General features: G+C 42.2%; 12 protein-coding genes and 1 riboswitch. Of the genes, 3 read left to right on the top strand and 9 right to left on the bottom strand.

Annotated features, from left to right (window positions below):
• Positions 1–112 precede the first annotated feature (112 nt).
• The gene (locus J7Q78_RS02025) at positions 113–1,906 is read left to right on the top strand and encodes a heavy metal translocating P-type ATPase (RefSeq protein WP_208422317.1); all 1,794 of its coding nucleotides are present in this window, start codon (positions 113–115) and stop codon (positions 1,904–1,906) included.
• Positions 1,907–1,961: 55 nt separating this feature from the next.
• Here the strand turns inward: J7Q78_RS02025 and thiT are convergent, their stop codons facing one another.
• The 7 genes from thiT to trhA form a co-directional block, all read right to left on the bottom strand.
• Entirely contained in the window at positions 1,962–2,564 is a 603-nt protein-coding gene (gene thiT / locus J7Q78_RS02020; protein WP_208422316.1) for an energy-coupled thiamine transporter ThiT, read from the bottom strand.
• Positions 2,565–2,611: 47 nt separating this feature from the next.
• Positions 2,612–2,708: riboswitch (TPP riboswitch) on the bottom strand.
• 128 nt (positions 2,709–2,836) lie between these two features.
• The gene (gene xerS, locus J7Q78_RS02015; protein WP_208422315.1) at positions 2,837–3,898 is read right to left on the bottom strand and encodes a tyrosine recombinase XerS; all 1,062 of its coding nucleotides are present in this window, start codon (positions 3,896–3,898) and stop codon (positions 2,837–2,839) included.
• 646 nt (positions 3,899–4,544) lie between these two features.
• Complete coding sequence (locus J7Q78_RS02010; RefSeq protein WP_154242019.1) at positions 4,545–5,378, bottom strand: alpha/beta fold hydrolase; 834 nt, start codon at positions 5,376–5,378, stop codon at positions 4,545–4,547.
• Positions 5,379–5,401: 23 nt separating this feature from the next.
• Entirely contained in the window at positions 5,402–6,403 is a 1,002-nt protein-coding gene (locus tag J7Q78_RS02005) for an NADP-dependent oxidoreductase (protein ID WP_208422314.1), read from the bottom strand.
• Between the two features lies 1 nt (position 6,404).
• Positions 6,405–6,986, bottom strand: coding sequence for a TetR/AcrR family transcriptional regulator (locus tag J7Q78_RS02000; protein WP_154242017.1), 582 nt, complete (start codon positions 6,984–6,986; stop codon positions 6,405–6,407).
• 125 nt (positions 6,987–7,111) lie between these two features.
• Positions 7,112–7,954, bottom strand: coding sequence for a DegV family protein (locus tag J7Q78_RS01995; RefSeq protein WP_208422313.1), 843 nt, complete (start codon positions 7,952–7,954; stop codon positions 7,112–7,114).
• Between the two features lie 20 nt (positions 7,955–7,974).
• Positions 7,975–8,619: a PAQR family membrane homeostasis protein TrhA gene (gene trhA, locus J7Q78_RS01990; protein ID WP_154242015.1), complete on the bottom strand. Its 645-nt coding sequence runs from the start codon at positions 8,617–8,619 to the stop codon at positions 7,975–7,977.
• Positions 8,620–8,773: 154 nt separating this feature from the next.
• Between trhA and J7Q78_RS01985 the strand changes: the two genes are divergently transcribed.
• Positions 8,774–9,292: a DUF1836 domain-containing protein gene (locus J7Q78_RS01985; RefSeq protein WP_154242014.1), complete on the top strand. Its 519-nt coding sequence runs from the start codon at positions 8,774–8,776 to the stop codon at positions 9,290–9,292.
• A gap of 42 nt (positions 9,293–9,334) precedes the next feature.
• On the opposite strand, the gene J7Q78_RS01980 is transcribed toward J7Q78_RS01985, so the two are convergent.
• Both J7Q78_RS01980 and J7Q78_RS01975 read right to left on the bottom strand, forming a co-directional pair.
• Positions 9,335–10,204, bottom strand: a complete 870-nt coding sequence (locus J7Q78_RS01980) for a DegV family protein (protein WP_154242013.1) — start codon at positions 10,202–10,204, stop codon at positions 9,335–9,337.
• Positions 10,205–10,303: 99 nt separating this feature from the next.
• Positions 10,304–10,726 (bottom strand): MarR family winged helix-turn-helix transcriptional regulator, encoded by a 423-nt coding sequence (locus tag J7Q78_RS01975; RefSeq protein ID WP_154242012.1) that lies wholly within the window; start codon positions 10,724–10,726, stop codon positions 10,304–10,306.
• A 151-nt stretch (positions 10,727–10,877) separates the two neighbouring features.
• Here J7Q78_RS01975 and J7Q78_RS01970 point away from each other — a divergent pair, with 151 nt between their 5' ends.
• Positions 10,878–12,593 (top strand): NFACT RNA binding domain-containing protein, encoded by a 1,716-nt coding sequence (locus J7Q78_RS01970; protein ID WP_208422312.1) that lies wholly within the window; start codon positions 10,878–10,880, stop codon positions 12,591–12,593.
• The last annotated feature ends 6 nt before the right edge of the window (positions 12,594–12,599 follow it).

Below are 12,599 nucleotides of genomic sequence, written 5' to 3'. Positions count from 1 at the left end.
CCCTGCCCGATCATTGGCAGGGCTTTTTCTATGCCAAATAGATTAGAATCATTATAATCTACTGGGCGACGTGTTATAATGTACTTGAATTCACAAGAAGGAGCGAGTGACGATGAAACATACCATTAAGTTTGCATTAACAATTAGCGTGGGTGTGTTTGCGCTATGCTTGGCATTTTTGCTACATGAGCCATTGTGGGCACAAATAGTAGTGAGCCTAGCTGGGAGCTTAGTAGCGTTCTCGATGTTTATTGAGATGGTTAAAACGTTAAAGTCAGGCCAATACGGGATTGACTTGTTAGCAATTACCGCCATTATTGCGACGTTAGCGGTCGGTGAATATTGGGCGGCATTAATGGTCTTGATCATGTTAACTGGTGGCGACTCACTAGAAGACTATGCAGCGCATAAAGCAGGCCGTGAGTTAAAAACGTTACTTGATAACTCTCCGCAAACAGCACACCGCCTTGTTAACGATGTGGTAGAAGAAGTTTCAGTCGAAAGGCTCCAAGTTGGCGATCATGTGCTGATTAAACCGGGCGAATTGGTTCCCGTTGATGGGCATATTATTGGTGGCAGTGCTTTGTTCGATGAATCATCGTTAACGGGTGAATCACGGCCCGTTGAAAAAGCACTGAATGACGAGCTCATGTCAGGCTCTGTGAACGGCGATACATCGGTTACTATGCAAGTCGACCAATTAGCGATTAATAGCCAGTATCAAGCAATTGTGCGGCTTGTAGCGACCTCTGCGGCTCAACCAGCCCATTTTGTTCGGCTAGCTGATCGATATGCCGTCCCATTTACATTAGTAGCGTATGCGATTGCCGGGATAGCTTGGTGGTTATCTAAAGACCCAGTACGGTTTGCAGAGGTACTTGTCGTGGCCTCACCGTGCCCATTAATTTTGGCGGCGCCCATCGCATTAATCTCAGGGATGAGTCGTGCCAGTCGGAATGGGATTATTGTCAAAACGGGGACAACAATTGAAAAATTAGCATCGGCTAAATCGGCAGCGTTTGATAAAACCGGAACAATTACCGATGGTCAATTGGCGGTCGACCAAGTTGTGCCAGTAATTGGTATCAAACCAAACGAGTTATTACAATTGGCGGCTAGTGCGGAGCAAGAATCAGCGCATATTTTAGCGCGATCACTTGTTAAGGCAGCGCAAGTAAAACCATTACAGCCAATTGAAACGCTAAAAGAAGCAACTGGCGCTGGGGTCGTTGCGACTTTGACATCTGGACAAACGGTTCGTGTTGGTAAACAGCAATTCGTGGCGCCAGATGCTAACCAACCTTTGCAGGAGCAAACAACTGTTTATGTTGCGATTAATGAGCAATATGCGGGGTACATTACGTTTGTTGATCATTTACGGCCAGAAGCGCTAGCCACAATGCAGACGCTTCATCAACTGGGGATTAGGCGCTTGATGATGCTAACCGGCGATCAAGCAATGACGGCCCACCAGATTGCGGAACAAGTCGGGATTGATGAGGTCCATGCTGGTTGTTTACCTGTCGATAAGATTCATTTCATTGAACAGACACCGCAAGACCAACGCCCACTCATTATGGTTGGCGATGGGGTCAATGATGCCCCTTCACTGGCAAGTGCTGATGTCGGGATAGCGATGGGCGCCCATGGGGCAACAGCCGCAAGTGAATCAGCGGATGTGGTAATCCTAAAAGATGATTTAAAGCGGGTCAGTCAAGCCATTCAAATTGCGCGTGATACGATGCGGATTGCGCGCCAAGCGGTTTTAATTGGAATTGCAATCTGTATTGGTTTAATGTTGATTGCTAGCACCGGAATTGTTCCAGCGTTGGTGGGGGCTTTATTCCAAGAAGTTGTTGATACCGTTTCAATTTTATACGCTTTACGTGCTAGAATGGATCGTTAAGGAAACTAAAAAGAGCCATCCGAACACTTAAATTGTGTTTGGACGGCTCTTTTCGTTATTTTTCAGATTGCATGTGGAAAGCCATGTCTTTTGGCAGATATAACTTAGGCACCATGGCTAAACAAATACATAGGACGAGCCCCGTTAGTACGAAACTGGCGATAAAGCTCCCACCATTAACCGTGAGTGAGTATAGCCAAGCATTCATACCTTTGGGGGCATATGAGCCCCAATAAACAGCACCGGCTAAGAAGTGACAGAAGTATTTTGTAAAAGTACCGATGAATGCAGCCCCCCATAAAAAGGTAATCGTTTTGACTTTTGTCTGCTGCTGGAGACTGACTTGAACCGGTCGTTGGACGATACCGGCCAAACCAACAACCATGAAAGCAATGGTAAATTCTAGCAGCCCTTGCCATGCATTTAAGACACTACCGTTGCCTAATCCACGCAGAATTAAGTCTAGTAGGCCCCAGATTAAGCCGGCGCTCATCCCAGGAATGGCGCCACGACGTAAACTATAAATCACAACCGGAATGATCCCCAAGGAAACTTCGATTGCTGAAGGGCCCACAGTATGCGGAATGTACTCCAAGGCCATGGCAAATGCCGCGATAATCGCGCCTTCAATTTGAATCAATAAACGCTGATGTTGCATAAAAAAACCCCTTTTCTTGTTCAACCAACACAAAAAAGGAGTTATCATTTCAACTCCATCACAATTCCTACGCTTGTCTTAACAAACAGGTTCGAAGGGTCTGATTAAAATCACTCTCAGCCAATGGCTCCCCTTTGTGATGGTTAACATTTAATTTTTAGGAACGCTTTCAGTATACGCGCTAGATGGTATAAGTCAAGCAATGTGCTAATCGATAAACTAATAAAATCCAAACAATATTGACATCATTGTCAAAAAAGAACTAATGATGGCTATTCAAGTTGGTCCATCGCCGAGCGTTGTTCATCAGCAGCGACGTGCGTATATAAATGTGTAGCTTGCGTGGTCGTTTGGCCTAGCTGGGTTGCAACAATTGTTTCACTATGGGTTGCTGCCATGAGATCAGTGGCGAGTGTATGGCGAAACTTATGGGGTGTGAGGCGTACGCCAAATGCTTCAGAATACTTCGCAACGAGTTTTTCAATGGCATAGTTGCTCATCCGCTTAGCGCTACCACGATAGCGGCTGACAAATAAGGCTTGTTCGTTAGCTTCTTTTAGATAGCGTGACTTACGGATCTGGCAGTAATTCTTTAAAAAAGGTAAGCTCCACGGGGCAATCGGGACAGTATCTTGCTGTCCGCCTTTACGAATGACGGTAATCGTCAGTTGCTCAAGATTTAAATCATTGATGTTAGCTTGGGCTAGCTCTGAGAGTCGAATGCCAGTGGCCAGTGCCAGTGCACAAATGGCAATATCGCGTTCACAATTTTGCTTATATGATGCTAGTTGACGATTAGAAAGTAAGTTAGGATAATCGACTTGCATGAAGGTGATGAAATCGTGTTTCTTTTCACCGGTCAGTAGTTGTTGGCTAATGTGCCGTGAACGGGTCGCCATTGTCTCTGAAGCTTTAAGTAGTTTCACCTTCTTCATAACGTTCCGGTAAAAATAGGGCTCACCATCAGCTTGTTCGGCTTCAATGGTTAAGAAGTACCAAAGTGCGTTTAACGCGTTAATTGAGCGGTTAACAGCTTGAAAAGAGAGCTTATGGTGATTTTGTTTACGCTTATTCATTAGAAAGATCTTGTAGAGCTCAATATCTTCGAGCTTCATTTTTTCAAGGGCGGATAGCGGCATCTGAGCGATAGTGGGGACCACGACAATCTGTTCATCAACTAACCAGGTGAAAAAGCGAATATATTCTTGCAAGTATTGATAAAGTGTTGCCGAGGAGTAGGCATTAGCTTGGCGGTTAATGTAGAATTTACGAATGTAATCTGGAAGATTAGCAAGTTGTTTTTCGCAAAGTTCTAAGTAACGTTGTTGATCCATGATGTAGAACTCCTTAGTGAGTAGTTTATTCATAGTTTAGCAAAAATGAGGCGATAATACCACAAGTGTTGTTAAAACCATAATTTTAACAACACTTGTCTAGCAAACCACTTTACTAGCGGTTGTTTAGGTGCTCTGATGCTTCGCTATATGGCGACCTTAAAAGATCACTGTCATGGATAAATGCCGTTATATCAGCCATTTAAGGCCTATTTTAACGTTCTGATGTGTGATTTTAAGGCTAATCTGGATTAATGCGCGTATTTATCAATTTAATGCCGTCATAGTCGCCATAGCAATCACGGATTTAAATTTGTTTCGCTGAATGATAGCATTTAGCTTAAAGGCTGGCGATATTAGATATACAGCCAGTTTAAAACTTTGGCTTTGCGCTGAGCAGCTTATAGTAGTTAATGAATCATTCAGTATAAAAAACGAAACGGATTAAATTTAAGTAAGCCAATCAGTTGAATGATGTTGACTAATAATTGGTGATTTTAAGCCATTTTAAGAAATAAGCAATTCTTCGTATAATATATATTATGTAAACTAGAATATTTTTTTAAATTAACCGGATCACCCACTCCCATATTCGCGTTAAGATGCAATAAAAAACCAGCGCATCTTATGATGTGCTGGTTTAGGATTATCGATTTAAAAAATGTTCAAGGATTGTTACAAAATCATCTGTATATTGGAATAATGACATATGGCCGGCGTCTGGATAAATTTTAAGCTGTGAATTCTTAATCTGTTCATGTATTTGATATGAACCAAGAACTGGCACCATACGATCATGATCACCGTTGACAATCAAGGTTGGTTGGTTGATCTGTGATAGCATGGCTGGTTTGCTGTGCGCATAATGCTTGATTGCTTTTAATTGTCGGCGATAAGCTGTTAATCTGATAGGTTGATCTTTAACCATGGTTCTTTGCTTTAAACGGGCCATAAATGCTTTACCGGCTGCCTGACCTTGCTTTGTTTTTGTAAAAAAGAGATATTCTTTAACGTCACGACGGGTAATGGTTGCCCGTAAAAGATCAATATTTACAATTCTACCAACTTTAGCAATATCAACAGCGCCTTGCGGACCGGTACCGACTAAAATAAGTTTACGAACAACGGATGGGTATTTTAGCGTGAAAGTCTGTGCAATAAAGCCGCCCATTGATAGGCCTAATAAATCAATTTGCTTTAAGCCGAGTAACTCTAAAAACTGCATAACATCAGCGGCCATTTCTTCAATTGTTGTTGGCACCTCACCGTTCGACAGGCCAATGCCGCGATTATCAAAGACAATCACTTTTCGATGGTGACTTAATGCGTCGATGAACCTTGGGTCCCAGTTGTCTAAAGTGGCAGATAAATGATTGAGTAAAACAAGTGGTAGGCCGTCCCCTGCACCAGTCTCACGGTAATTAAACTGGCTACCGTCACGACCACGAACGGTTTTGTTAGATGCTGTTAGATAAGTCATTAATTGTTCTCCTTTGACAATGATTAGAAATGAAGCACAACTTTACCAGCGAGCTTACCATTGGCAACCAAAGTGAGTGCCTCTTGGATGTGATCAAGGTCAAAATCGTGGGGATCGATAGCTGGTGTGATGTGCTGTTTTTCAACTAGTTCAGTGACTTTTTTAAGTTGTTGACCATCTGAACGAACAAAGATGAAGCGATAGTCAACTTGAGCTTTAGCAGCGAGTTTATCCCACTTCTTCCCCGCTAAGCTAAATAAAAGTCGTTTCCAAGCAGGTAATTCGTGGGTGATTGCAAAGTGCTTATTAGGACCTGCCACCAAACTTAATAAGCGGCCACCTGGTTTCATAATGGAAAGCTCACGTTCAATATCTTGAGTACCGCGGGTATCAATCACGTAATCGATATCGTTTAGTACTTGCCAATAATCGGTTGTTCGGTAATCGAGATATTGATCAGCCCCTAATGTTAAGAGGCGCCCACGTGCTTCAGCATTCCCGGAGACAATTACTGTTAAACCTAAAGATTTAGCGATTGGCACGGCTAATTGCCCAAAACTACCAGAACCGCCAGGAATAAAAAGTGTTTTACCTGATTCAACGGCCAATTCTTCCGTAAGCCCTTGATAAGCGGTTAAACCTGTTAATGGGACAGCAACCGCCTCTTTAGCTGATAAAGTGGTGGGTGTATACCAAATAGCGTCGGCATCAACGGCAACATATTCTGCAAAACCACCAATTTTAGCAAGTGGCAACCGGGTGTAAACCAGATCCCCAGGTTTAAAAAGCGTGACGTTAGAACCAATAGCGGTAATTTCCCCGACGACTTCATTGCCAAGGGTTAACGGCATTGAATAATCTTGAATTAACTTAACACTGCCGTGAATATTCATTAAATCTAATGGATTCACGGCAGCATAGCTAACCTTGATCAGTACTTCGTTAGCTTGTGGTTGTGGTATGGCCATTTCCTTAACAGTTACATTGAGATCTTTACTATATTTTGTGATTTGGGCTGCTTTCATCTTAGAGAACCTCTTTCCATGGGAGTATTTGAAGTGTTTGGTGTGCTGTTGCGATTAAGACGTCTGAATCGGGATTGACTTTAGCCATGACACGAATGCCGACCAACGCATTTTGAAGTGTTGCGGCTAGCAGTTCGTCTTTAATGGGGTGTCTCAACTCAGCTTGCCCTTCAATGAGCAATTGTTGCAATATGACTTGCTCTTGCTGTAAATAGTGTTGTATGCGTTTTTGGACATCATCTTCTAATGTGGCTAACGCGGTAGCCGTATTAACAATTAAGCAGCCATTTGGTTGCTGAGTTGGATGTTTAATAAACGCCGTAAAAATAGCCGTTAAACGACTTCGAAGGTCGTTGTGTTGACTATTAATTTGGTCAAACATTGCGATGGTTTGCTCATGGTAGTGCGCTAGGGCTGCCAAGAAAAGTTGGTGCTTATCGCCAAATGTATCATAGATACTACGCCGGTGAATGCCCATTTCAGCTACTAGATTTTGCATCGATGTCTGTTCATACCCTTGGCGCCAAAAAACAAGCATTGCTTTGTCTAAAACCGCTGTTGTGTCAAATTCTTTTGTACGCATCTGATGATCTCCTCTTATTAGAACGTTCATTCTAGTATAAATGATAATTTTTAATATGACAACTCGATTTTGCACAATTTTAGGTATCAAAAAAGAACGTCTCAAAAAGACGTTCTCGGATAGTACTATTTAGTAAGGTAAAAAATCCCGAAGGCGCCTAGGCCAACGTGACTCATAATAACGGGACTCGTTAAAGCGACGATATAAGGTACATGCGGCTGTGTTTCTTCAAGGATTGTTTGGATCTTCGTGGATAGTTCGTCAGTGATTCCTACGTGGGAGATGCCGATTTCAGCAACGGTTTGAGTGGCTAAGTGTCCACGAATATTGTTGATTTCTTTTGTAAAAGCTTTTAGTCCCCGCCCCTTTGCAATCACTTCTAATTCCGTATCCGTTAAGCGGACAATTACCTTGAGCTTAATCAGTTTTGTTAAGAGGCCGGCCATCCGGCTAATCCGTCCACCGCGTTGGAGAGCATCTAGTGAATCTAAGAAAACATAGGTTTCCGTCCTACTACGAATATCGTCAAGATGTGCGATAATTTCAGCAAGTGACTTACCGGCTTCAACATCTTGTGCGGCTGCGACGACTTGATAAGCAAGTCCGCGGTCAATTTCTTTACTATCGATAACGTGGACATCACTTGTTGATTGTTGGGCCGCTGTGTGGGCGCCTTCGATCGTGCCACTGAGTAATCCGGTACAGTGGATTGATAAAATTGTACTGCCATCCGTGCCCAATTGGTCGTAGAGTTCAACGAAGCTGCCGACGGTTGGTTGACTAGTTGTTGGGAAATCGGTCGTCGCGCTTTGTAAGCGCCTTAAAAATTCGGCGCGCGTGATGGTTTGACCATCGATGAAAGATTCAGTCCCTTGTTGAATGGTTAAAGGAACGATATGAATGTCATAATTGGCGCGTTCGTCTGCTGTTAGTTGAACTGATGAGTCCGTTACAATTTTAATTGTCATGTGCGTTGTACTCCTTCAAGTTAAATGTTGAGATAAATTGAAAAAAACATCAAAGTCGTTCCGAGCATTACGAAGAAATGCCAAATTAAGTGTAAACCAGGAATTTTGGGAAAACTGTAAATTAGAGCACCAACGGTAAAAACTACGCCGCCACTGACTAACAGCCAAAAACCAACCGGACTGAGGTTTGCATAGAGGGTCTTGCCGGCTAATAGACATAACCAACCCATCACAACGTAAATTGTTGTTTCAACCTTTTGGTAGCGACCGTGACTTAAAATGTGGGTAACAATGCCAGCGATTGCTAGTGTCCAGATTGCAATCAGTAAGCTAATGCCTGCTGCATGGCCAATAAAAATCAAGCAATATGGCGTGTAGGTCCCAGCAATCAGCAAGAAAATATTGCTATGATCGAAGATTTGAAAGACGCGTTTCGCCTTGGTAAATGCCAAGCAGTGAAATAAAGTTGAAGCGAGGTATAATAACAGTAATGTAGCCCCATATACTGCGAGACTAGCAATCGCGACTGGTGAAAGGGTTTGATGAATGCCTTTGACTAGAAGCATAATGACGAGCGTTAAACTACCGAAAAAACCAATCCCGTGGGTAATGGCATTCCAGATTTCATAAATTAATTGTTGGCGTTTAATCGTAGATGGCTGCATGGTTCTTGCCTCGCTTTCTCTATTTGTCGAGTATTATAGCGCGAATGTAGATTGCAAGTCAATAGATAATAGAATTCGATTCTACATTAGTGACAAATGATAATTACTATGGCATAATAAATACACTATCAACAGATTGGTGGCGTTAATCAGGATGCAATCACAAGAATTTGAAAAATGGTTAGGTGACTTTCAACAACTACGGTTACCACTATGGTCAGAATTTCCAGATTTAGACCTCTATATGGACCAAGTCATTAGCGAAGTCAATAAACGGCTGAGTCCCCTGTTGGACGTTAAAATAACGAAAACGATGATTAATAGTTATGTCAAAATGGCGATTATTGAACGACCTGAAAAGAAACGTTACAATCGTGATCATTTAGCCGAATTGATCGTGGTGAGCATCATGAAGCTGGTCTTCCCACTGGAAGTCATCAAACAGGGAATTTCACAATCACTGGCAAACAACACTGCTAGTAAAGCCTATGATCATTTTGTGCAGTTATTTAATGCCGAAATTGCTAATATCAACGCGCAATCAACGGTCAATGAATTCAACTTAAGTGAAGATCCACTCAATATTGTTCAAAAAGTTGCCGTTAAATCGGTTATTTATAAGTTGATTGGTACGAAGTTGGTCACCCTAGAAGACCCTGTTGCTATTCTATAAAGCACAAAAAGCCTATCGAATACTTCGATAGGCTTTTTATAACTAGGCTTTATCAAAATCTTTAATCCAAGCAAGCGCAATTGCTTTTTCACCAAGATGGGTCCCGATAACCGGGCCAAAGTAGCTGATATCAATTGGTAAGTCTGGGTAATTTGCGCGAAGCTTATCACGCCAAGCAATGGCTGCCGGTTCATCGTTGGCGTGAATAATCAGTGCGCGTAATGGATAATCAACACGTTCAGCTGTTTCAGCAAAAATTTGTTCAGCGCGGGCGTAAGCCTTCTTCAATGAACGAACTTTTTCAAAAGCCGTAATCTTGTTAGTTTCAGCGTCAAACGTTAAAAGCGGTTTAATCTTCAACATGCTACCAATAAAAGCGGATGCGTTTGATAAACGACCACCACGCACTAAGTTTTGTAAGTCGTTAACAATGAAGCATTCATCCATTGTACTCTTTAGGTCATCGAGGCGAGCAATGATCTGGTCAACGGTTGCTTCTGGCTCGCGTGCCAGTCTAGCCGCTTCCATCGCTAAATAGCCCATTAACATTACAGTAATCCCAGAATCATATGGAACAACTTGAATGTTATCAATGGTGCTTGCCGCATTTTTCAATGTCGTGACAAACCCAGAAATGGTGCTAGCCAGGTGAATGCTGATAACTGCATCATACCCTTCGTTGCCTAGGTTTTCGTACAGTTTTAGCATTTCGCCCAGTGGGGGTTGTGATGTACTTGGGAATGTTTCGGATATTTTTAATTTTTGATAGAACTCTTCAGTGGTTATATCAACGCCTTCATCGTAGACCTGGCCATCAAGGATAACTGGGATCGGCACAACGAAGAGTTGATGGTCTTTCACTTGCTGTTCTGTGAGATAAGCGGTACTATCAGTGACTACAGCAATTTTCATGGTGACACCTACTTTTTTATTATTCGGTAATAACTATATCATAAATGATAGGTTAATTCCCCTAAAATTGCCGATTTTCCCAAATATGTATAGGGCATTTCATTTTAGTAGCCGATTGAAGCTTTGATAATAACGGTTCAGTAGGATTTTTAAAAACTGTTGTTCTTCGGAACTCCAGTTCTGTTGAATGTGGTTTTCAAGTTCAGTTTGGAGGTGTTCCAATGCATGACATGCAGTTTTGGCGGCTGGTGTTAATGCGTACACGCGTTGGCGCGGGTCAGTACCGGGCACTTTTGTTAATAGGCCTTCTTGAGTCATCGTATTTAATTGCCGACTGAGTGTCGAAGCATCCAGTTTGGTTAAGACGATTAATTTTGCATGCACAATCTGCTCTTGATGGGGTTCAATTGTCATTAGAATATTGATTTGTGCTAATTTCAACCCGAGCTGTGCCGCCCAGTGTTTCTTTTGTTCCTGATATAATCGATTTAGTTGATTAAACGTTGTTAAGGTTGAATGCATGGCAAATTCCCCTTGAATTGTATAAAGCAATTTAATGATTGTATTATACAATAGTCATGTTAGCGATTGCAAACAACTAATTTCTTTGAGGTTCCGTTCCAAAACCGTTACAATAAGTAAGACAATTTAATTATAGAGAGTGTGAGCAATAATGACCTTTGATGGTTTAATGACCCATGCCGTTGTAAATGAGCTAAACACAACTTTAGCAGACGGCAAAATTACGAAAATTCAACAACCTTATCCAAATGAAGTGATCTTGACGATTCGTGCAAATCGCAAGACTTATCCCCTCCTTCTATCAGCGCACCCCTCGTATGCTCGCGTGCAAGTGACCCGTGTGCCCTATGCGAATCCTGCCACCCCACCCAATTTTGCGATGACTTTACGCAAATATTTAGATGGCGCCATTTTAGAAAAAATCGAGCAAGTTGAAAGTGACCGGATTCTAAGATTCAGATTTAAATCACGCAATGAACTTGGTGACTTACAACAATTGTGCCTAATCGTTGAATTGATGGGCCGGCATAGTAATGTCATTTTAGTCAATCAAGCGACCAATAAGATTCTCGATTTGATTCGGCACGTTGGTGTTTCACAAAACCGGTATCGTTTTTTGATGCCTGGTGCCGATTATGTCAATCCCCCGGCAGCGACTGGGGTTGATGGTTTTACGACGGATTTGAAAACACTTGATTGGTTGAGCTACTATAATGAAACTGCCGATGAACAGGTGAAATGGTTACAACGACAATTTCAAGGGATGAGTCGTGAAAGTGCTGTTGAACTACAGACGCGTTTAACCGACCATGATCATTATTTGGCAGTTGCCACGGCGTTTTTTAAGCAATTCGATCAAGCCACCCCGACTTTAACGATTGGCGCTCAAAAATCGTGGTTTACGGCTTTCCCCTATGAGAGCCTGACAGGGAGTCTGAGCCATTTTGCAACATTGAGTGAACTATTAGACCAATATTACTTACACAAAGCGCAGCGTGACCGTGTGCAACAACAAGGTGGGGCCCTCATCCATTTTATCCGTAACGAGATTCAAAAGGATGAAAAGAAACTGCAAAAACTACAAAAAACGTTAAAAGCCGCTGATAGTGCTGATGATTACCGGATTAAAGGCGAAATTTTAACCACCTACCTACGGGAAGTGGAACGAGGCATGACTGAAATCACGTTACCTAACTTCTATGCCAATAACGAACCGCTTAAGATTACACTGTCGAACCAAATTAGCCCGTCTAAAAATGCGCAGAAGTATTTCGCAAAATATCAGAAATTACGAAATTCAATTGCTTACGTTAACGAACAAATGGCTAAAACAGAAGCTGAACTGACCTACTTCAAAACGATGATGGCGCAAATTGAAATTGCCGAACCAAAGGATTTGGACGATATCAAAGCTGAATTACAGGCCGAGGGGTATCTAAAGGTTAAACAAACTGGTGCTAAGAAACAGAGACGTTACAAGATTAGTGAACCGGAAGTTTTCTATGCTAGTGATGGCACCCGGATTTTTGTTGGTAAGAATAACTATCAAAATGATCAGTTGACCTTAAAAAAAGCGCATAAATCCGACATTTGGTTGCATGTGAAAAATATTCCGGGTTCCCATGTCATTATTGATAGTCCAAACCCATCAGAAGACACGCTTCAAGAAGCCGCTAACTTAGCGGCGTATTTCTCGAAGGCCCGCTTATCTGCTGCCGTCCCAGTTGATTATATTCAGGTTAAGAAGATTAAGAAACCCAACGGTGCGCGACCTGGTTTTGTGGTCTATGAAGGCCAACAAACATTGTATACAACACCGGATGAGCAACTTGTCCAGAAGTTACGTAACAAGCCGCTACAAGCCTAATAAAAA

The organism is Latilactobacillus fragifolii, from assembly GCF_905332535.1.
Classification (GTDB): domain Bacteria; phylum Bacillota; class Bacilli; order Lactobacillales; family Lactobacillaceae; genus Latilactobacillus; species Latilactobacillus fragifolii.
This window is presented reverse-complemented; position numbering and strand designations above follow the sequence as displayed.

Bases quoted from the DNA above. Each gene is read 5' to 3' on its own strand.
- J7Q78_RS02025 (WP_208422317.1), top strand. From the start codon at position 113: ATGAAACATACCATTAAGTTTGCATTAACAATTAGCGTGGGTGTGTTT.
- thiT (WP_208422316.1), bottom strand. From the start codon at position 2,564: ATGCAACATCAGCGTTTATTGATTCAAATTGAAGGCGCGATTATCGCG.
- xerS (WP_208422315.1), bottom strand. From the start codon at position 3,898: ATGGATCAACAACGTTACTTAGAACTTTGCGAAAAACAACTTGCTAAT.
- J7Q78_RS02010 (WP_154242019.1), bottom strand. From the start codon at position 5,378: ATGACTTATCTAACAGCATCTAACAAAACCGTTCGTGGTCGTGACGGT.
- J7Q78_RS02005 (WP_208422314.1), bottom strand. From the start codon at position 6,403: ATGAAAGCAGCCCAAATCACAAAATATAGTAAAGATCTCAATGTAACT.
- J7Q78_RS02000 (WP_154242017.1), bottom strand. From the start codon at position 6,986: ATGCGTACAAAAGAATTTGACACAACAGCGGTTTTAGACAAAGCAATG.
- J7Q78_RS01995 (WP_208422313.1), bottom strand. From the start codon at position 7,954: ATGACAATTAAAATTGTAACGGACTCATCAGTTCAACTAACAGCAGAC.
- trhA (WP_154242015.1), bottom strand. From the start codon at position 8,619: ATGCAGCCATCTACGATTAAACGCCAACAATTAATTTATGAAATCTGG.
- J7Q78_RS01985 (WP_154242014.1), top strand. From the start codon at position 8,774: ATGCAATCACAAGAATTTGAAAAATGGTTAGGTGACTTTCAACAACTA.
- J7Q78_RS01980 (WP_154242013.1), bottom strand. From the start codon at position 10,204: ATGAAAATTGCTGTAGTCACTGATAGTACCGCTTATCTCACAGAACAG.
- J7Q78_RS01975 (WP_154242012.1), bottom strand. From the start codon at position 10,726: ATGCATTCAACCTTAACAACGTTTAATCAACTAAATCGATTATATCAG.
- J7Q78_RS01970 (WP_208422312.1), top strand. From the start codon at position 10,878: ATGACCTTTGATGGTTTAATGACCCATGCCGTTGTAAATGAGCTAAAC.